17 protein-coding genes are annotated in these 18,875 nt (G+C 64.8%); 10 read left to right on the forward strand and 7 right to left on the reverse strand.

The genetic code is table 11. The features are described from left to right. Positions 1 to 36: 36 nt before the first annotated feature. The 5 genes from ACNPP0_RS16710 to ACNPP0_RS16730 all read right to left on the reverse strand — a co-directional run bounded on the left by ACNPP0_RS16710 (position 37) and on the right by ACNPP0_RS16730 (position 5,842). The gene (locus ACNPP0_RS16710) at positions 37 to 1,653 is read right to left on the reverse strand and encodes a DHA2 family efflux MFS transporter permease subunit (protein WP_314359942.1); all 1,617 of its coding nucleotides are present in this window, start codon (positions 1,651 to 1,653) and stop codon (positions 37 to 39) included. Continuing rightward, a complete protein-coding gene (locus tag ACNPP0_RS16715; protein WP_046803730.1) occupies positions 1,650 to 2,843 on the reverse strand; it encodes an HlyD family secretion protein in 1,194 nt (397 codons plus the stop codon). Before ACNPP0_RS16715 ends, ACNPP0_RS16710 begins: the two co-directional genes overlap by 4 nt. Positions 2,844 to 2,865: 22 nt before the next feature. Beyond that, positions 2,866 to 4,311: an efflux transporter outer membrane subunit gene (locus tag ACNPP0_RS16720; protein WP_332613419.1), complete on the reverse strand. Its 1,446-nt coding sequence runs from the start codon at positions 4,309 to 4,311 to the stop codon at positions 2,866 to 2,868. A gap of 105 nt (positions 4,312 to 4,416) precedes the next feature. Beyond that, the gene (locus tag ACNPP0_RS16725; protein ID WP_082134389.1) at positions 4,417 to 4,923 is read right to left on the reverse strand and encodes a MarR family winged helix-turn-helix transcriptional regulator; all 507 of its coding nucleotides are present in this window, start codon (positions 4,921 to 4,923) and stop codon (positions 4,417 to 4,419) included. Positions 4,924 to 4,954: 31 nt separating this feature from the next. Continuing rightward, a complete protein-coding gene (locus ACNPP0_RS16730) occupies positions 4,955 to 5,842 on the reverse strand; it encodes a DMT family transporter (protein WP_448706499.1) in 888 nt (295 codons plus the stop codon). A gap of 72 nt (positions 5,843 to 5,914) precedes the next feature. Here ACNPP0_RS16730 and ACNPP0_RS16735 point away from each other — a divergent pair, with 72 nt between their 5' ends. The 10 genes from ACNPP0_RS16735 (at position 5,915) to ACNPP0_RS16780 (ending at position 15,113) form a co-directional block, all read left to right on the forward strand. Beyond that, a complete protein-coding gene (locus tag ACNPP0_RS16735; protein ID WP_332613417.1) occupies positions 5,915 to 6,895 on the forward strand; it encodes a DMT family transporter in 981 nt (326 codons plus the stop codon). A 51-nt stretch (positions 6,896 to 6,946) separates the two neighbouring features. Beyond that, complete coding sequence (locus tag ACNPP0_RS16740) at positions 6,947 to 7,936, forward strand: quinone oxidoreductase family protein (protein WP_332613416.1); 990 nt, start codon at positions 6,947 to 6,949, stop codon at positions 7,934 to 7,936. A gap of 208 nt (positions 7,937 to 8,144) precedes the next feature. After that, positions 8,145 to 9,656 (forward strand): phenylacetaldehyde dehydrogenase StyD, encoded by a 1,512-nt coding sequence (styD, locus tag ACNPP0_RS16745; RefSeq protein WP_448706500.1) that lies wholly within the window; start codon positions 8,145 to 8,147, stop codon positions 9,654 to 9,656. A 20-nt stretch (positions 9,657 to 9,676) separates the two neighbouring features. Next, positions 9,677 to 10,558: a transporter gene (locus ACNPP0_RS16750; RefSeq protein WP_448706501.1), complete on the forward strand. Its 882-nt coding sequence runs from the start codon at positions 9,677 to 9,679 to the stop codon at positions 10,556 to 10,558. 31 nt (positions 10,559 to 10,589) lie between these two features. Further along, positions 10,590 to 11,783 carry an amine dehydrogenase large subunit gene (locus ACNPP0_RS16755; protein WP_448706502.1) on the forward strand — a complete coding sequence of 398 codons (1,194 nt, stop codon included), beginning with the start codon at positions 10,590 to 10,592 and terminating at the stop codon, positions 11,781 to 11,783. After that, positions 11,780 to 12,331: a MauE/DoxX family redox-associated membrane protein gene (locus ACNPP0_RS16760; RefSeq protein ID WP_448706503.1), complete on the forward strand. Its 552-nt coding sequence runs from the start codon at positions 11,780 to 11,782 to the stop codon at positions 12,329 to 12,331. Before ACNPP0_RS16755 ends, ACNPP0_RS16760 begins: the two co-directional genes overlap by 4 nt. Positions 12,332 to 12,342: 11 nt before the next feature. Continuing rightward, positions 12,343 to 12,981: a methylamine dehydrogenase accessory protein MauD gene (gene mauD / locus ACNPP0_RS16765; protein WP_448706504.1), complete on the forward strand. Its 639-nt coding sequence runs from the start codon at positions 12,343 to 12,345 to the stop codon at positions 12,979 to 12,981. Then, entirely contained in the window at positions 12,965 to 13,498 is a 534-nt protein-coding gene (locus ACNPP0_RS16770) for a methylamine dehydrogenase light chain (protein WP_448706505.1), read from the forward strand. Before mauD ends, ACNPP0_RS16770 begins: the two co-directional genes overlap by 17 nt. Before the next feature lie 20 nt (positions 13,499 to 13,518). Next, a complete protein-coding gene (locus tag ACNPP0_RS16775) occupies positions 13,519 to 14,007 on the forward strand; it encodes a c-type cytochrome (RefSeq protein WP_332613409.1) in 489 nt (162 codons plus the stop codon). Between the two features lie 152 nt (positions 14,008 to 14,159). Beyond that, the gene (locus ACNPP0_RS16780) at positions 14,160 to 15,113 is read left to right on the forward strand and encodes an AraC-like ligand-binding domain-containing protein (RefSeq protein WP_332613408.1); all 954 of its coding nucleotides are present in this window, start codon (positions 14,160 to 14,162) and stop codon (positions 15,111 to 15,113) included. Positions 15,114 to 15,168: 55 nt separating this feature from the next. Here ACNPP0_RS16780 and ACNPP0_RS16785 read toward each other — a convergent pair whose 3' ends face one another. Both ACNPP0_RS16785 and glnE read right to left on the reverse strand, forming a co-directional pair. Then, complete coding sequence (locus ACNPP0_RS16785) at positions 15,169 to 15,843, reverse strand: epoxyqueuosine reductase QueH (protein WP_006218530.1); 675 nt, start codon at positions 15,841 to 15,843, stop codon at positions 15,169 to 15,171. 163 nt (positions 15,844 to 16,006) lie between these two features. Next, positions 16,007 to 18,826: a bifunctional [glutamate--ammonia ligase]-adenylyl-L-tyrosine phosphorylase/[glutamate--ammonia-ligase] adenylyltransferase gene (gene glnE, locus ACNPP0_RS16790; RefSeq protein ID WP_448706506.1), complete on the reverse strand. Its 2,820-nt coding sequence runs from the start codon at positions 18,824 to 18,826 to the stop codon at positions 16,007 to 16,009. Positions 18,827 to 18,875 lie beyond the last annotated feature (49 nt).

The raw sequence follows: 18,875 nt of genomic DNA on the forward strand, positions 1-18,875 counted from the left end.
CCCCCCTTTTCGTTCAACCAAACGCCCGGCGCGGCCTCAGTGCGCGCCTGCCGCCGCTTCCGCTGCGCCGCCGTCGCCGGCCTTGGACGAGCGCGGGCGAGCAAACCAGACCAGGCCCGTCAGCATCAGGAAGATGACGGCCGACGCATAGAACACGTCCACCGCCGACATCGTGAAGGCCTGCGCGTTGATCAGGCCGTCAACCATGCTCAAGGCCTGCTGATGCGATACGCCCAGCCCGTTCTGCAGCGTGTTGACCGTCTGATCGAAAGCCTGCTGACCGGGCTTGGCAATTTCGGTCAGCTGCGAGTGGTGCATGGTGGCGCGATTTTCCCACAGCGTGGTGGCGATCGACGTACCGAACGCGCCTGCCGTCAGCCGCAGGAAGTTCGACAGGCCCGACGCGGCGGGGATGCGCCACGGCTCGATGCTGGACAGCGTGATGGACGTCAGCGGCACGAAGAACGCCGCCATCGCCGCGCCCTGGATGATGGTCGGCAGCATCAGCGTGCGCACGTCGGTCTGCGTGTTGAAACCGGACCGCATGAAGCACACCAGCGCGAAGATCAGGAATGCCACGGTCACGATCTGGCGCGGGTCGCGCGTGGCCAGCATCTTGCCCACGATAGGGGTCAGCAAGATGGCCAGCAAGCCCACCGGCGCGGTCACCAGGCCGGCGTAGGTGGCGGTGTAGCCCATATTGCTTTGCAGCCACAGCGGCAGCAGCACCACATTGCCGAAGAACACGCCGTAGGCCACCGCCAACGTCAGTGCGCCCACCGTGAAATTGCGGACCTTGAACAGGCGCAGGTCCACTACCGGATGCGCGTCCGTCAATTCCCAGATCAGGAAGAACACGAACGCCACAAAGGCCGTCGCCGCCAGCGCGATGATGGTGGGGCTGGCGAACCAGTCCAGTTCCTTGCCCTTGTCCAGCATGATTTGCAGCGCGCCCACCCAGACCACCAGCAACACCAGGCCGAGCTTGTCGATGGGAAGCTTGCGGGTGACCGATTCGCGATTGCCGTAGATGCGCCAGCTGATCCACGCCGCCAGCAAGCCCACGGGAACGTTGATATAGAAGATCCACGGCCAGGTGTAGTTGTCGGAAATCCATCCCCCCAGCAAGGGCCCGGCCACGGGAGCCACCAGCGTGGTCATGGACCACACCGCCAGCGCCATGCCCGCCTTGGACTTGGGGAAGCTGGCAAGCATCAGCGTTTGTGACAGCGGGATCATCGGCCCTGCCACCGCGCCCTGCAACACGCGAAACGCGATCAGCGCTTCCAGCGACGGCGCAAAGCCGCACAGCCACGAGGCCAGCACGAACAGCAGCGTCGAAATCAGGAACAGGCGCACCTGGCCGAAACGCTGAGTCAGCCACCCGGTCAAGGGCACCGTGATGGCGTTGGCCACCGCGAACGAGGTAATGACCCAGGTGCCCTGACTGGTGCTCACGCCCAGGTCGCCCGAAATCGTCGGGATGGACACGTTCGCAATCGACGTGTCCAGCACGTTCATGAACACCGCCGTGGACAGCGCGATGGACCCGATGATGCGGGCCGCGCCTTCCAGGGGCGGGTGGGTGCCCGGCGGGCGGGCGGGTTCGATGGGGGGCGCGCCAGCGCCCGCGGGCTGGGCGGTCGTGCTCATGATGCGAGGTTGTCGTCGATGATTTTCTTGATCATGGCGTCGACGTCGTCGTGCGCCGGTTCGAAGGCGCGCGTGGACCAGGCGGGCTCATTGCGCACGGCTTGCGTCAGCGCTTCGCCGTCCTGTTGGCCCACGTCCACTTCCACGTCCATCGACAGGCCGACGCGCAACGGATGCGTCTTCAGGTCTTCAGGGTCAAGCAGGATGCGTACGGGCACGCGCTGCACCACCTTGATCCAGTTGCCCGTGGCGTTCTGGGCGGGCAAGAGCGCGAAGGCGCTGCCGGTACCGGCATCCAAACCGGCCACCTTGCCGTGATAGACCACCGAGCTGCCGTAAAGGTCGGCCACCATCTTGACCGGCTGGCCGATGCGCATCTTGCGCAACTGGCCTTCCTTGAAGTTGGCTTCCACCCAGACCTGGTCCAGCGGCACCACGGTCATCAGCGCGGTGCCTGGGGCCACGCGCTGGCCCACCTGCGCGCTGCGGCGGGCAATGACGCCACCTACCGGCGCGGGCAGCACCGTACGCGACTGGGCCAGCCACGCGTTGCGCAAGCCCGCGGCGGCTTGCAGCACGTCGGGGTGATTGGCAACGGTCGTGCCTTGCGTCAGCGCCTGGTTGGTGGCCAGCTTGGCGCGCGAGGCGGCCAGCGCGGCGCGGGCCTGGGCCAGACCCGACTGCGCCGACTTCAGCGCGGCTTCGGCGTGCAGGATTTCTTCACCGCTGACGCCGCCGGACTTGGCCAGTTGCTGGCGACGGGTGACGTCGCTTTGCGCGCGGGTCAGTTCGGCCTGGGCGCGCAGGATGTCGGCATTGCGCAGGTCGACGTCGGCGGCCAGCGCATCGTTCTGCACGTAGTAAGTGCGAACCTGGCGCACCATCTGCGCCAGCTTGGCCTGCGCCTGTTGCAGGGCTACGTCGGTGTCGGCGGGGTCCAGGCGCACCAGGGGCTGGCCGGCTGCGACGGTTTCGGTGTCGTCGGCCTCGATAGCGATCACAGTGCCGGGCACTTGCGGCGTAATCTGCACCAGGTTGCCGTGCACGTAGGCGTCGTCGGTGCTTTCAAAGTGGGCGCCAAACAGGAACCACCAGATGGCATAGGCGATGGCGATAAGAATGAAGACGCCGGAGGCCAGCAGCAAGAGGCGTTTGCGGGCGGGATTGGCGGTGGGGGTGGCAGCGTTCATGACGTCTGAATCCGAGGATCGTTCAATGAATGGGGTTCGTGGCCGGGGCGGCCTGCGCGGCTTGCGCGGTGTCCGTGGGGGCGGGCGGGGTGTAGCCGCCGCCCAGCGCATTGGCAAGATTGGCGTCAAGCTGGTAGGCGCGGATACGCAGATCGGTATCCATGCGTGCCTGCGTCAGCACGCCGGTTTGCGCGATCAGCACGGTGATGTAGTTGCCCAGCCCCGCCTTGTAGCGGTTCACGGCCAGGTCGTACGCGGCTTCGATGGCCTCGCGGGCCTGGCGCTGTTGGGCGCGTTCCTGTTCCAGCAGCCGCAGCCCGTCCAGCGCGTCGGCCACTTGATGCACGGCGTCCAGCACGGCCTGGTTGTAGTCGGACACGGCAAGGTCCGCGTCGGCGCGGCGGCCGGCCAGGTTCGCGTTCAATTCGCCACCGTGGAAGATCGGCAACGTGACGGCCGGGCCGAAGCCGGCAGTGCGCGCGGCAGCGCCCAGCAGGTTGCCCGTGCCCAATGCCTGAAAGCCCGCGAATGCCGTCAAGTTGACGTTGGGGTAGAACTCGGCCTTGGCGGTGTCGATGGCGCTGCGCGCGGCTTCGGCGCGCCAGCGCGAGGCCACGACGTCGGGCCGGTGGCCCAGCAGGTCCAGCGGGATGGCGGTGGGCACGACGCCCGCCGGGGCGGTCAGGTCCACCGCAACCAGCGACTGCCCGCGCTGCGGCCCGGCGCCGGCCAGCGCCGCGACCTGGTTGCGCAACTGCGCCAGCGTGGTTTCCGTCTGCGTCAGTTCAACGTTGCCGGCCGCCAGCGAGGACTCGGCCTGTTTCACTTCCACCTGCGTGTCAAGCCCGGCGCCATAGCGGCCTTGGGTCAGGGACAAGACGTCGGCGCGCTGCGCGATTACGCGCTTGAGCACGTCGCGTTGGGCAAAGGCGTTTTGCAGGTTCAGGTACGCACGCACGGTGGCGCTGGCAAGCATGTTGCGCGCGGCCTGGGCGTCGGCGGTGGCGGCTTCGCGTTCCGACACAGCCGACTTCAGGCGCGACCGGTTCTTGCCCCAGAAATCCAGTTCATAGCTGAAATCCAGCGCCAGCCGGTTGTCGCTGACGACGGTGCCACCCAGCGGGGCCGGGTAGATGTAGTCGGCCGACAAATGTTCGCGATTCAGGGAGTAGTCGGCGTCCACGCGGGGCATCAGCGGGGCGCGGGCCGAGCTGACAGCGGCGTTGGCCTTGGCCAGCCGCGCTTGGGCGGCGCTCATAGAGGGGCTGTTTGCCAGCGCTTCGTCCATCAGGGCGTTGAGCTGGCTGTCGCCGTAGCGTTGCCACCATTGCGTGTTGGGCCAGGCCGTGTCGTGAGCCGTCAGCCCCAGTTTGGCCGCATCCAGCGCTACAACGGGTTCGGGCCCGGGTTCCATCAGTGCGCAGCCGCTAAGTGCCAGCACCAATACGGTAGAAAGAAGGCGTTTCATCCTGACTGTTTGCTGAAAGTAATTGATTAATCTGTATTTGCCTAGGCAAACATTATGCCAAATAAAAACCCGGATCCCGGGGGCAAGCAACGGGGGCAAGCGGCGTCACCGTTCCGGCGCCGTGCCCGAGGCCGAGCCGTTGGCGATCATGCGCCGCAGGAAATGCATCAGCTGCGTCACTTCGTCGGCCGAAAAACCGCGCAAGTGATGATTGAGCGAACGGGCGATGTTGGGCGCGATTTCGCGGGCCTTGGCTTCGCCCAGTTCGGTCAATTCAATCTTCACGACTCGGCGGTCCTGCTGGCTGCGGTTACGCCGCAGCAGGCCCTTTGCCTCCAGCCGGTCAAGCGCGCGGGTCATGGCGCCGGTGTCCATGTCGTTCAGGCGGGCCAGTTCGGCCGGGGTGTCGGCGCGCCCCAGGAAGACCATGGCCAGCGGACGCCATTGCATCGCGGTCAGGTCAAGCGGAGCCATTTCCTGGTCCAGCATTCGGGTCAGCGAGTGATAGACCAGCTTGATGAGGTAGCCGGCGTTCTCTTCCCCCATGCAGCGGTGATCGCTGCGGTAATGGACGGGGGAATCGGCGGCGGGCGGGGCAGTTTCGGCATTCATGGGCCGAATTTTACTGCCTAGTCAGTTATTGTCAAGGCTGCGAATTCGGCGGATTCTGAGCCTCGGGCGCGCCTTTGCGCAGGCCCGACCAGACGATTGCCGCCACGATCAGGGCCGCGCCCGCCATCATCCGAAGCGTGGGTTCCTGGCTGAACAACGCCCATGCGAAGGCAATGGCATAAACGGGTTCCAGCGCTATTACCAAGCCCGCCGTGCGCGCGTTCAACCGTGTCAGGCTGGAAACAAACAGGTAGTGCGACAGCCCGGTGCAGAACACGCCCAGCAAGGCCAGCCAGAACCAGTCCACCGCCGGCAACGCCGGCAGCTGGCCCACGGCAAACGGCACCATCACCAGCGCCACCACCACGTTTTGCCAGCAGGCCACCTGCATCGGGTCCATGCCGGATGCAGAGCGGCGGTTGCTCAGGGCAAGCAGCGCAAACGTCAGGCCGGACAACAAGCCCCAGGCCAGGCCGATCGTGCCCTGGTCCGCCAGGTCGAAAGACGGAGTGACCAGGATCAGGCCGGCCGTGACCAGAGCCAGCAGCATCCATTCGCCGGCGCGGATGCGTTCGCGAAACAGCAGGCCTTCGAACAGCGTGATGAAGGCCGGGAAGCTGGCAAAGCCCAGCGTGGCGATGGCGATGCCGCCGACCTTGACCGCAATGAAGAACGTGACCCAGTGCGCCGCCAGCAGCGCGCCGGCCAGCACCAGCACGAAAAGTTGCGCGGGGGTCAGCACACCCAGCAACGGCTTGCCGCGCAGCCGGGCAAAGACCCCCAACGAAATCACCGCGAAGAAAGCGCGGCCCAGCGTGATGACGGCGGCGCTGGCTTGTATCAACTCCCCGAAAACGCCGGTCAGGCCGAATAGCACGGCGGCAATATGGATGTTCGTCAGAGCGTGTTGTCGGGTCATGCGTGGGGTGTCGATGCCAAAAAGCGATGTTGGGGCGTGCAAATCGGCTTGCACTGAATCTAAAATCATCGCATGAATCGTATTGCCAAGCTTTTGCCGCTCTATAGCCCGTCCGGTCGCGCGGCCGGAATCCTCATGGCGATGCTTGGCGCGGTGCTGTTTTCCGCGAAGGCGATTGTCGTCAAGTTCACCTATCGCTATGGGATTGACGCCGTTACGCTGATCGCGTTTCGCATGCTGTTCGCGATGCCGTTCTTCGCGGCGGTGGCGTGGTATCAGTCGCGCCGCGCCGCCCGGGGCGAGATCGTCGTCATGACCCCGAAGGAACGCGTGCAGGTCATTGTGCTGGGCCTGCTGGGCTATTACCTGTCCAGTTTCCTGGACTTTCTGGGGCTGCGCTATATCACCGCCAGCCTTGAACGCTTGATCCTGTTTCTGTCGCCATCGCTGGTGGTGCTGCTGTCCGCGTTCTGGTTCAAGCGCCCCATCGAGCGCCGGCAGTGGCTGGCCATGGTGCTGTCTTATACGGGCGTGGTGCTGGTGTTTGCCCACGACCTGTCCTTTGGCGCCGGCAACGAGGTGCTGTTAGGGTCTTTGTTCGTTTTTGGCTCGGCGGCAAGCTATTCTGTGTACCTGATTTGTTCCGGCGAACTGATCAAACGGGTCGGGCCGACGCGTCTGGTGGCCTACGCCATGCTGGTGTCGTGCATCGCCTGCATCATCCAGTTCTTTGTGATCCACCCGCCGTCAATGTTGATCCAGCCGGCGGGTGTATATGGATATTCCGTTATTCACGCCACCTTGAACACGGTGGTGCCGGTGTTCATGCTGATGTGGGCGGTATCGCTGATCGGCGCGCCGACGGCCTCATTGCTGGGCATGATGGGGCCGGTGTCGGTACTGTTCCTGGCCTCCTGGTTCCTGGACGAGCCCATCACCTTGTGGCAGATGGCGGGTACGGCGCTGGTGTTGACCGGGGTATTCGCATTGATGGGCGGTGGCGCCGGCAAAGCGGCACCGGTTGCCCCGCGCGAGGCCCAGCCGCCGCGTTGAAGTCTGGTTTTCTTGATTTATTCGCATCACTTTCATTTAAAGGAGGCCGGCATGGCCAGCAATCTCGTCAAGGCAATTCGTATCGAGCAACACGGTGGTCCCGAAGTCCTGAAGCTGGTTGAGGTGGAAGTGCCGGCGCCGGCCGCCAATGAAGTCACGATCGAGCAGCACGCCGCTGGCCTGAACTTCATCGACATTTATTTCCGTACGGGCCTGTACCCCCATCCGCTGCCGCATGGCCTGGGCTTCGAAGCCGCGGGCGTCGTCACCGCCGTGGGCGCCGACGTCAAGCACCTGAAAAAGGGCGACCGCGTCGCGTACGGCCAAAGCCCCATCGGCGCGTACGCGCAGGCACGCAATGTGCCCGCCAACCAAGTCGTGAAGGTGCCCAAGGGCATCGGCTTTGACGAGGCCGCCGCGCTGATGCTCAAGGGCTTGACGGTGCAATACCTGTTCCGCCAGACCTATCGCCTGCAAGGCGGTGAGACCATTCTGTTCCACGCGGCCGCCGGCGGCGTGGGCCTGATCGCCTGCCAATGGGCCAAGGCCCTGGGCGTGAAGCTGATCGGCACCGTCTCCAGCCCGGAAAAGGCCGAACTGGCCCGCGCCAACGGCGCCTGGGAAACCATCGACTACTCGCGCGAAAACGTCGCCGAGCGCGTGCTGGAATTGACCAAGGGCAAGAAAGTGCCGGTTGTGTACGACGGCGTGGGCAAGGACACCTGGGAAACCTCACTGGACTGCATCGAGCCGCGCGGCTTGATGGTCAGCTTCGGCAACGCGTCCGGTCCGGTCGCCGGCGTCAACCTGGCCGTGCTGAACCAGAAGGGCAGCCTGTACGTGACGCGTCCGTCGCTGGGCGTGCATGTGAATACGCTGGAAAAGCTGCAAGCTGCTTCGGAAGAAGTGTTTGACCTGGTCTTGAAGAAGAAGATCAAGGTGCGCATCGACCAGCGCTATTCGCTGGAGCAAGCGGGCGAAGCGCAGACCGCGCTGGCCTCGCGCAAGACCACCGGCGCCACCGTGCTGATGCTGGACTGATCCGCCACAATCGGCTGCCGGCCCTCGGGCCGGATCAGGCCGTAGCCGGCTGAACCAGGGCCGGGCAAGGCGCGCAATGCGCGGCTTGCCCGGCCCTTTTTGCTGCCGCGCGCCGTGCGCAGAATGACAAATCCCCATGCACGGCCCGACAAGCCTGCGCGCAATGCCGTTGCTATTCTGGCTCCACACTTTTCGTTGGAGCTTTCAGATGTCTTCAGCTCGCAGCAGCGCCACCGACACCGCCACCGGCGACCGCCCGGAGCTGGCCGCCATCCGGGAATTCATGCTGATAGACGGGCAGCCGGTACACGAAGGGCAGGGCCAGCCGATCCCCGTGTATGACCCGGCCACCGGCCGCGTCATCGCCCACCAGCCCGATGCCGGTCCCGCCCAGGTGGATCTGGCGGTGCAAGCGGCGCGACGCGCCTTCGCCTCGGGTCCGTGGCGCGACATGCTGCCCGCCGGCCGCGAACGGCTGCTGCTGAAGCTGGCCGACCTGCTTGAACAGCACGGCACCGAACTGGCCCGGTTGGAGACGTTGAACAACGGCAAGCTGCTGGGCATTGCGCAGGGCCTGGAAGTGGGCGCGGGCGCACAGTGGCTGCGCTACATGGCTGGATGGGCCACCAAGATCACGGGCGACACCCTGTCGTTGTCGATTCCGTTTCCGCCCGGCGTGCACTACAGCGCCTACACGCTGGTGCAGCCCGTTGGGGTGGTCGGCGCCATCATTCCGTGGAATTTTCCCTTGTTGATGGCGGTGTGGAAGATCGCGCCCGCCCTGGCCACCGGCTGCACCGTGGTGCTGAAGCCCGCCGAGGAAACCCCGCTGACCGCGTTGCGGCTGGCCGAATTGGTGCTTCAGGCCGGCTTTCCGCCCGGTGTCGTCAATGTGATCACCGGTCGCGGCGAGACTGCCGGCGCGGCGCTGGTTGCGCATCCGGGTATCGACAAAATCGCTTTCACCGGCTCTACCGAAGTCGGCAAGCTGATCGGGCGGGCCGCCATGGACGACATGAAGCGCGTGTCGCTGGAGCTTGGCGGCAAGTCCCCCGTCATCGTCCTGGATGACTGCGACGTGGACCGCGCCGTGCAAGGCGCCGCCGCCGCCATCTTCTTCAACCAAGGCCAGGTCTGCACGGCGGGTTCACGCCTGTATGTGCAACGCGGTCTGTATGACAGAGTGGTGCAGGGGCTGGCCGACGTGGCCGCCGGCATGACGCTGGGGTCGGGCTTTGACCCCGCCACGCAGATCGGTCCGCTGATTTCGGCGCGCCATCAGCAGCGTGTCTTGGACTACATCGGTATCGGCCGGGCCGAAGGCGGGCGGGTGCTGGCCGGGGGGGCGGCGGACGATGGCGACGGCTACTTCGTGCGTCCCACCGTGTTCGCCGATGTGCCGCAACAAGCGCGCATCGCCCAGGAAGAGATCTTCGGGCCCGTCGTCGTGGCGCAATCGTTCGACACGCTGGATGACGCGGTGCGTCTGGCCAACGACAGCGCATTCGGACTGGGCGCCAGCATCTGGAGCAACGACCTGACGCGCGTGCAGCGCCTGATCCCGCAAATCAATGCGGGCACGGTGTGGGTCAACACGCACAACATGCTGGATCCCAACATGCCGTTTGGCGGGTTCAAGCAATCAGGCGTCGGCCGCGAACATGGCAGGGCCGTGATTGAGATGTATCTGGAGAAGAAGTCGGTTTGCATTGCGTACTAGAACAGACCAAGGGGTATGGGATGGCAGGCATGACATACCGCCACATCCGCGCGGGCGCCGCGTTGATGCTGGCATGGGCGGGCGCAACGCAGCCGGCGTGGGCGGGCGACCCCAGCGCGCGCGACTGGATCCCGGCGCCGGTGGGCACCAACATCGTGGCGGGCTACCTGGCCGGCTTGCGCTCGTCCGGCTTGTATTCGGAAGGCAAACGCGTGCAAGGGGCGTCAGTCGACGTCAACGCGCTGGTCTATCGCCAGATGCACTACCGGGATTTCTACGGCAAGACGGTGCAACTGGAGTTCATCATTCCGATGACTCGCACGTCGCTGGACCTGCCTGGCGTGCCGGGCGATCACCAAACCGGCATCGGCGACGTCACGCTGGGCTCGGCCATCTGGCTCTACAACAACGAGCAGACCAAGACCTGGTTCGCCTGGGAACCGTTCGTGGTGGCCCCGGTAGGGCGCTACGACGGCTCGCGACCCGACGTGTCGCCCGGCAAGAACCGCTGGTCCACCATCCAGGACTTTTCCTTCGTCCAGGGCGTAGGGGAATCCACGTTTCTGGAGGCGATCGCCGAAGTGGAAATTTACGGCCGCAATACCGACTGGTACGGCCAGACGCTGAAAAAGGACCCGTCGTTCCGCTTCTTTGCGTTGGCCTCCACCAACCTGACGCCCGACACCTACACCGGCATCCGCTACCGCTACGAAACGGGCGGACGAGAAACGTCGTCAGGCGAAACCGTGGCGACCCGCGCGCGCAATCACCAACTGGCCGCTGAACTGACCCACCAGATCAACGACGCCAACCAGATTCAGATGCAGTACATCCACGACCTCAAGGTCGAGAACGGGCCTAGGATGCGCGGCGTTCAACTGCGCTACGTCTACGCCTTCTAGGGAATCGGATCATGACACCAGGAGAATATCGATGATTGCGCCTCAAGCCAGATCACGGGCGTCGCGGGTGGGCCGATGGGCGCTGTGCGCGGCCTTGGTCAGCGTCACGGGCCTAGCCTGGGCCGACCTGCCCATAGAAGAGCTGAAGGGCGGCACCCGCTTGCCCTCGGCCAACGCACACCGCCTTTACGTCATGGACGTGGCCTTCAACCATATGGTCGACAGCCGCATCAACGTCTACGACGGCGACACCGGCAAATTCCTGGGCCTGGTGCCCACCTCGTTCAACGGCCACATGACGGTATCGGCCAACGGCCAGGACATCTACGTCATGACGTCCTATTACGAGCGGCTTAATCGCGGCAAGCGCACCGACGTCATCGAAGCATGGGACGCCGAAACGTTGACCCCGAAGTACGAAGTGCCGATTCCGAACAAGCGGGCGCAAGCGCTGAATTACCGCAATTATCTGCGCCAGACCACGGACGGTGAACTGCTGTTGGTGCAGAACGCCACGCCGGCTACGTCGGTCACCGTGGTCGACCTGAAGACGCGTCAGTTCGCCGACGAAATCACGGCGGCGGCGGGGTGCTGGAGCGTCATCCCGTTGCCGTCCCGCCCGCGTAGCTTCACCACCATCTGCGGTGATGGCGCGCTGTTGACCATCGACCTGGACGCCGCGGGCAAGCCCGCGACCCAGCAGCGCAGCAAGCCGATGTTCGACGTGGAAAAGGATCCCATCTTCACGCACACAGAAAACCTGGGCGACACCTTCTACTTCGTATCTTTCAACGGCAACGTCTACACCGCCGACTTCAGCGGCAAGGACGTGCAGTTTGGTGCGCCATGGTCCCTGCTGGACGCCACCGGCAAAGATCGCGGCTGGCGGCCCGGCGGCTACAACATGCTGGCTGTGAACCGCGCGCTGAAGCGGCTGTACGTGGGCATGCATCCCAACGGAGCGGAAGGCACGCACAAGGCGCCCGCTGCGGAAATCTGGGTGTATGACTTGGAATCGCGCAAGCGCATCGCGCGCGTGCCGGGCAAGGGCGCGGTGTCGATGTCGGTATCGCAGGACGACAAGCCCCGGCTGTTCACCATCGACGGCAGCAATGTCGGCGTGTTCGACGCCGCGCCGACGGCGCCGGTTTTCAAGACCACCATTCAGGCTGCGGGCGAAACCGCGGTGCAGGTCGAGCCGCAACCCGTCCGGAGCACGCCATGAATAATCCCGTGTTGTTCTACGGCGCCAGCGCCGCGCTGGCATGTGTGCTGCTGTTGGGCGCGCTTGAAAAGATCAAGGACCTGACAGCGTTCACAGCGGCCGTCTCCGGTTACGACCTGCTGCCGGCCCGCCTTGTCGGCGCGTTTGCACGAGGCTACGTGCTTGCCGAGATCGCGGCGGGCGCGTTGTTGCTGATACCGGGGCGCCAGCCGCTCGGCGCCGCGCTGGCCTTGGGCGTGCTGGCCGTGGCGACGCTGGCGCTGGCGATCAACCTGGCGCGCGGGCACCGGGATATCGACTGCGGATGTTCGGGGCCGGTTGCCAAGGCGCCGGGCGGGGCGCACGGCGGCCTGACATGGTGGCTGGTGCTGCGCAACGGCGCGCTAGCGCTATGGACGCTGCCGGCGCTGGCATCGCTGGAGGGGCACGCGCGCGGCCTGCAATGGGCGGACGCCGCCGCCGTGTTCGGCTTGGCAATGACCGCCGTGGGCCTGTACTTCACCGCCAATCACCTGTTGGCCTCGCATCTCAAGCTACGGAACCTTTGAAGGAGTTTCATATGGATGCCTTGATCATTTCCAATTTCCTGTTGTGGGGCGTGGTGCTGTGCCTGGTGCTCGTCATCCTGGCCCTGTCGCGCCAGATCGGCGTGCTGTACGAACGCGTGGCGCCGATGGGGGCGCTGACGATGGACAAGGGCCCCGCCGTGGGCGAGCCCGCGCCACACTTTGCCTTGGCCGATCTGCTGGGCCGCCGCATCACCATCGGCGAACGCGGCCAACACAGTCAGCTGCTGTTCTTTCTGTCGCCCACCTGCCCGGTGTGCAAGAAGCTGTTGCCCATCCTGAAATCGGTTGCAGCGACGGAAAGCGCGTGGTTGCGCATTGTGCTGGCCAGCGATGGCGAGATGCCCAAGCATCTTGCGTTCTACAAGCAGGCCGGTCTGGAACGATTCCCCTACGTGTTGTCCACCGAACTGGGCATGAAGTTCCAGATCAGCAAGCTGCCTTACGCGGTGCTGCTGGACGAAACCGGCATCCTGCGCGCCAAGGGGCTGATCAACTCCCGCGAGCAACTCGAAAGCCTGTTCACGGCCAAGGAACTTGGCGTGGCGTCGGTACAGGAATTCCTGGCGGCGGGCACGCTGAACGAAACCCAGATTTCCCGCAAGGAGAGCCGCAATGCACTGGCTGGATAAATTGGGAGAGCGCGCCACGCGCTCGGTCGCGCACGCCACGTCGCGGCGCAGCGTGTTGAATCGCATCGGCAAGCTGCTGGTCGGCACCGCGTTTCTGGTGCCGGTGCTGCCGGTTGCCCGCTCGGCGCCTGCCGCCGGGAAAAAGCCGCAAACGGACGACACGGCTTGCGATTACTGGGGCTACTGCGCGGTGGACGGGTTTTTATGTTCGTGCTGCGGCGGCAGCATGACATCGTGCCCGCCCGGCACCTCGCCGTCCGCCGTGTCGTGGGTGGGCACCTGCCATAACCCGCTGGACGGCAAGGACTATCTCATCAGCTACAACGACTGCTGCGGCAAGACGGCTTGCGGCAAGTGCATGTGCGCGGCCGCCGAGCGCGAGCGTCCGGGCTATCAGATGTTCCTGCACAACGACGTGAACTGGTGCATGTCAAATGAGTCCTCAATCTTTCACTGCACAACCTCGGTAATCGTGGGCATGGCCAAACCGCAACCGAAGGCGCCGGCCAAACCATGAGGCAGGGCGGCAACGCGCGCATGCGAAGGCGGTGCTGGGCGACCGCCTTCGCCCTGTTTGTTTTCGGGCAGGCGGCGGCCCAGGGCGATACCCCCCCGGCCGACCGCCTGCGGCAAACCGCCAGGGCCGACTACGTCCTGCAATGCGCGGGTTGCCATCGCGTGGACGGTCGTGGCAGCAACCCGCACGGCATTCCCGATTTTCGGCAATCGGTGGGGGCATTCGTGCATTTGCCCGCCGGGCGCGAGTATCTGGTCCGAGTGCCGGGCGCCGCGCATTCGCAGCTAAGTCATGCCGAACTTGCCGACGTGCTGAACTGGGTGCTGACCGAATTCAGCCCGGCCCAGTTGCCGGCGGATTTTGTTCCCTATAACGAAGCGGAAGTGGCGGCTGCACGGCCGCGCCGCTATGACGATGTGGTGCCCGTTCGGCATGAGCTGGCCAAGGCGTTGGCGTTAAGGGGGTTCACCTTGTCTGATTATTCTTACGGTAGCGACAGAAAGCCCTAGTCCGGACAATTTTTAGGGGTTGTCACCGATACTCGCCCGTCAGACGTGGTGCTAGAAAGAGGCAGCATCCATCCACCGAACGCTGTAGCTGTGCCACGGAGCTGGCCGATCCAGGCACAAAAGGCACGCCGTTTCCAGACGCCGGAGTCGCCATGTCATCGTCCTTGTTGCGCAGCACGCCCCGTCATTTTCTGGATTGCGCCAGCTGGCAGGAAAGCATCAGCAGCACCTTCGTACCCTTGGAAGTATCGGCGGTATCTTCCGCGCGTTTTTGCAATAGCGTGGCGGTGGATTCGCTGGGCTGGATGCACGTCAGCGAATTGCGCAGCAGCGCGCAGCGCGTGCGCCGCAGCAAGCTGCTGGCGGGCCAGTCCGAGCAGGCCGGCTACAAAGTCACGCTGCAATTGTCGGGGCGCAGCGAAATTCGCCAATCCAGCCGCAACGCCTTGCTGACGCCGGGTGAATGGAGCATCTACGACACCACGCGCCCCTACGAGGTTGACGTTGATGAGGGCGCTCATTTCCTGGTGATGCAGGTGCCGGGCAAGCATGCCCAGACCTGGCAGCCACACATGCAAAACGCGGTGGCGCGCAGCTTTAGCGCGCGGCAAGGCTGCGGCCGCATGGCGATGGATCTGCTGCGGGTGGCGCTGAACGAACACGCCCATCTATCGGAAAGCGCCGCGCGCGACGCCGCCAACGCGGTGCTGCAAATGATGGGGCTGGATATCAGCGAGCGGACGGGCGGGCAGGTCGATCAAGACCAGGTAGGGGTCAAGCAGGCGCAATTGCGGCGCGTTCAGCAGTACATCATGGAAAATCTGCACGATCCGAATCTGTCGCCGGTCTCGACGGCGGCGGTGTTTCGGATGTCGCGCCGCTATCTGTACAACCTGTTCGCGCTGGCGTCGACGACGCCGGCAGAGTTCATTCTTGGCGCCAGGCTGGAACGTAGCCGCGACGTGCTGCGCGATGCCTCGCAGGCGGCGCGGCAGATCGGTGATATCGCGTATCGCTTTGGGTTTTCAGATGCGGCCCGCTTCAGCCACGCTTTCCGCAAGCGCTTCGGCGCGTCGCCGTCAGAATATCGGCGGGAAGGGCGTTGAAAGGCAGAGCCGACGGTAGAAGGCAGGGGCCGATGGCGCAAGGCGCGGCCGGTATTTACAGCTGCTCTTCGTTGATCAGGTCTTCTTTGCCGTAGAACTTCACGCCGATGTGAATGCGGTCGCGCCCTTGCGCGCGGCGATGGCGGTTGGTATCGCGCAGCGAATACACGCAGCCGCAATATTCCTGCTGATAGAAGTTCTCGCGCTTGCTGATTTCGATCATGCGGGCCGAACCGCCGCCTTTGCGCCAGTTGTAGGTCCAGTAGATCAGGTCGTCGTAGCGGGCGGCGGCGCGTTCGCCGCAGCCGTTGATCTGGTTCATGTCTTTCCAGCGCGAAATGCCCAACGAGCTGGTGATGGTGTCAAAGCCGTGCTCGTGTGCATACAGGGCTGTGCGCTCAAAGCGCATGTCGAAGCAGGCGGTGCAGCGTTCGCCGCGCTCGGGGGCGTCTTCCATGCCCTTGACGCGGTCAAACCAGTTATCCATGTCGTAGTCGGCGTCGATGAATTCGATGCCGTGCTGCTCGGCAAAGCGAATGTTCTCCTGCTTGCGGATCTCGTACTCTTTTACCGGATGGATGTTCGGGTTGTAGAAGTAGATCGCGTAGTCGATGCCGGAAGCCGTCATGGCTTCCATGACCTCGCCAGAACAGGGCGCGCAGCACGAGTGCATCAGCACTTTGCTACGGCCGGCGGGAAGGTCAAGCTTGGGGCGGACGAGTTCGGACATGGCGTGCACGGGAAAAAGACGAAAAACGCCTTATTTTACCGCGAGTTGCCGTGCCCGGCCGGCGCTCGGGCCAAGACCGGGGCCATCACGCGGCCATCACGCGACCCTCACGCGGCTATCACGGGGCTATCACTTAGGGGCGCCCAGGCTGTAACCCCGGACGTCACCCCGGCTGTGCCCCCGTCTTTGAGCCCGACATCGGCCCCGACATCGGCGCCATAACCGAGTCCCACAGCTCGCGCACCGCCGTGCGTTCCTCCACCAGTTGATCCGGCCCCACGCGCGCCTTTTCCACGCCCTGCATGCGCAGCTGGTGCTGCACGCGGCGCAAGGTGCGGTAGGCGTCTGCCGCGCGCGCGGCCAGCTCGGGCGCGATTAGCCCGGCTTCGCCCGCCAGGCGCAACAGCGTGATGTTGCCCAGGTTCTTCACAAACACCGGGTGCGTTCCCGCATAGCAAAGCACCAGGTACTGCGTCACGAATTCCACGTCGACCATGCCGCCGCGGTCGTGTTTCAAATCAAACTGCTGGCTGGTGTTGGGATGGCCGGCGTTGATTTTCTCGCGCATCGCCAGCACTTCGTCGCGCAGCGCAGCGGGGTCGCGCGGCTGCACCAGGATCGCTTCGCGGATGGCTTCGAAACGGGCGCCCACGTTGGCATCCCCGGCGGCAAAGCGCGCGCGGGTCAACGCCTGGTGTTCCCAGGCCCAGGCATGCTTGTGCTGATATTGCTCGAACGCTTCCATGGAAACGGCCAGCAGCCCGGCGTCACCATCGGGCCGCAGGCGCAGGTCCACTTCATACAGCCGGCCCGACGAGGTCATCGTTGACAGCCACGACGTCATGCGACGGCCCAGCTTGGCATAGACCTCGGCGGCGTCCTCGCGCGGATCGTCGAACAGAAACACCAGGTCCAGGTCGGATGCATAACCGAGTTCCTTGCCGCCCAGCTTGCCATACGCGATGACCGCGAATCGGGGCGGTTCGCCTTCCAGCTTGTTCACCAGCGGCCAGGCGCGACGAATGGTTTCGGTCAGCAGCAGGTCGGCAAGCGCCGACAATTGGTCGGCCAGTTTTTCAACCGTGAGTTCGCCTTCCAGATCCTGCGCCAGCAACTGGAAGCTGGCTTGGCGCTGTACGTCGCGCATCAGGTTCATCTGGCGTTCGATGTCCGGCGAGCCATCGGGCAGCCGGCAAGCGTCCAGGTCGGCGGTCAGTTGGCGTGCGATCTGCGCGAAGTCCAGCGGTTGGAACAAGGTGCGCCAGTCAATCAGGCTATCCAGCAGCAACGGGTGCTGCGTCAGGTACTGCGCCGCCCACGGGCTGGCCGCCACCATGCGCGCCACGCGCGCCAGGGTGTCGGGGTATTCGGCCAGCAGCGCCAGATAGGCGCTGCGCTGGGCAATTTTTTCGATCAGGTCAAACAGGCGCACAGCGGCGTTCAGCGGTGCCGGGGTCTGCCGCGCGGCGCGCAGCGCGGCGGGCAGCAGCGTTTCCATGCGGCGGCGGCTGCTGTCGGGCAGGCTGCGCACGCGATGGCTGCCCAGCAGGGTCTCGGTACGCCGCAACAAATCTTGGGCCTCGTCGCCGAAAGCCTGGCGGATCTGCTCGGCCAGTTCGCATTCGTTGTCGGGTTCTTCGGCGTCGTCGGAGGCGTCGCCGGACGTGCCGGTGTCCTCGGCGTCGCCCATGCCAACCATGCGGAATACGTTGCGGAACGTTTGCGAAACGAATTTGCGGTGCGCGGCCAGCGTGCTTTCAAAATCGTCATGGCTCATGCCCAGCGCAGCGGCCAGCGCGGCTCGGTGTTCCGGGTCGCCGGGCAGGAGGTGCGTTTGTTCGTCTTCGCGATACTGCAAGGCGTGTTCGGTACGGCGCAGGTAGCGGTAGGCCTCTTCAAGCCTGCGCGCGTCGTCCTCGGGCACCAGGCCCGCAACGCGCTCGGCGTGCAGCGCTTCCAAAAGGCCACGCTTTTGCAGGGCGGGCATGCGACCGCCGCGTATCAGTTGTGCCAGCTGCACCACGAATTCGATCTCGCGGATGCCGCCGTCACCCAGCTTGATATTGTTGGCGCTGTCGATACCGTTGCGCGCCATGGCGCGACGTTGCCAATCCTGCCGAATACGTTCGCGCAGCGCGCGCAGCGCGGCCAGCGCATCAAAGTCAAAGTACTTGCGATAAACGAACGGCACGCGCAGGCTTTCCAGCTGGCGGGCCTGCGCGGCACTGTCGCTGCCTTCAAAAGCCTGGGCGGGCATGATGCGCGCCTTCAACCAGGCATAACGTTCCCATTCGCGCCCCTGGCCGATCAGGTAGTGTTCCAGCGCATCCAGGCTCCAGGCTAGCGGGCCGGCGTCACCGTCGGGTCGCAGACGCAGGTCCGTGCGGAATACCTGGCCGTTGGCATCCACTTCCGAAATCACCGGCATCATGCGTCGCGTCAGGCGGCCGTAGAACTCGTGGTGGCTGATGCGGCGTGGACCATCGGTTTCACCTTCTTCGCCATACAGCATGATCAGGTCGATGTCCGAGGACACGTTCAGCTCGCACCCGCCCAGCTTGCCCATGCCGACAATCAGCATTTCCTGGGGCTTGCCCGAGGCCGGGTCGCGCGGCACGCCGTGCACGGCCGCCAGGTCGGTGGCCACGCTGCGGTAGGCTTGCGCCACCGCGATGTCCGCCAACGTGGTCATCGCGCCCACCACTTCTTCCAGATCCGCCTGCCCGGACAAGTCGCGCACAATCAATACGCTGAAGACACGTTCGCGTAATTTGCGCAGCACCATGCGGCAGGTATCCACGGGCAGGATGTCCGGCGCATTGGGGCCGGCCAGCTCGGCCTGCCAGTGCGCCATGCGGGCGGCCGTGACGGGCTGCTGCACGGCATCGGCAAGCCAGGCGGCCAGGTCGGGATGGGCGTCCAGTCGGCGGCGCAAATGACCGGACCAGGCAAGGGCGGGGGCAAGCAAAGAGGGCGAGGACATGGCGTGGGGGCGGCAGACGAATGGACGCGTTTCAGGTATAAATGGGGAC

The organism is Achromobacter semiaridum, assembly GCF_053543755.1.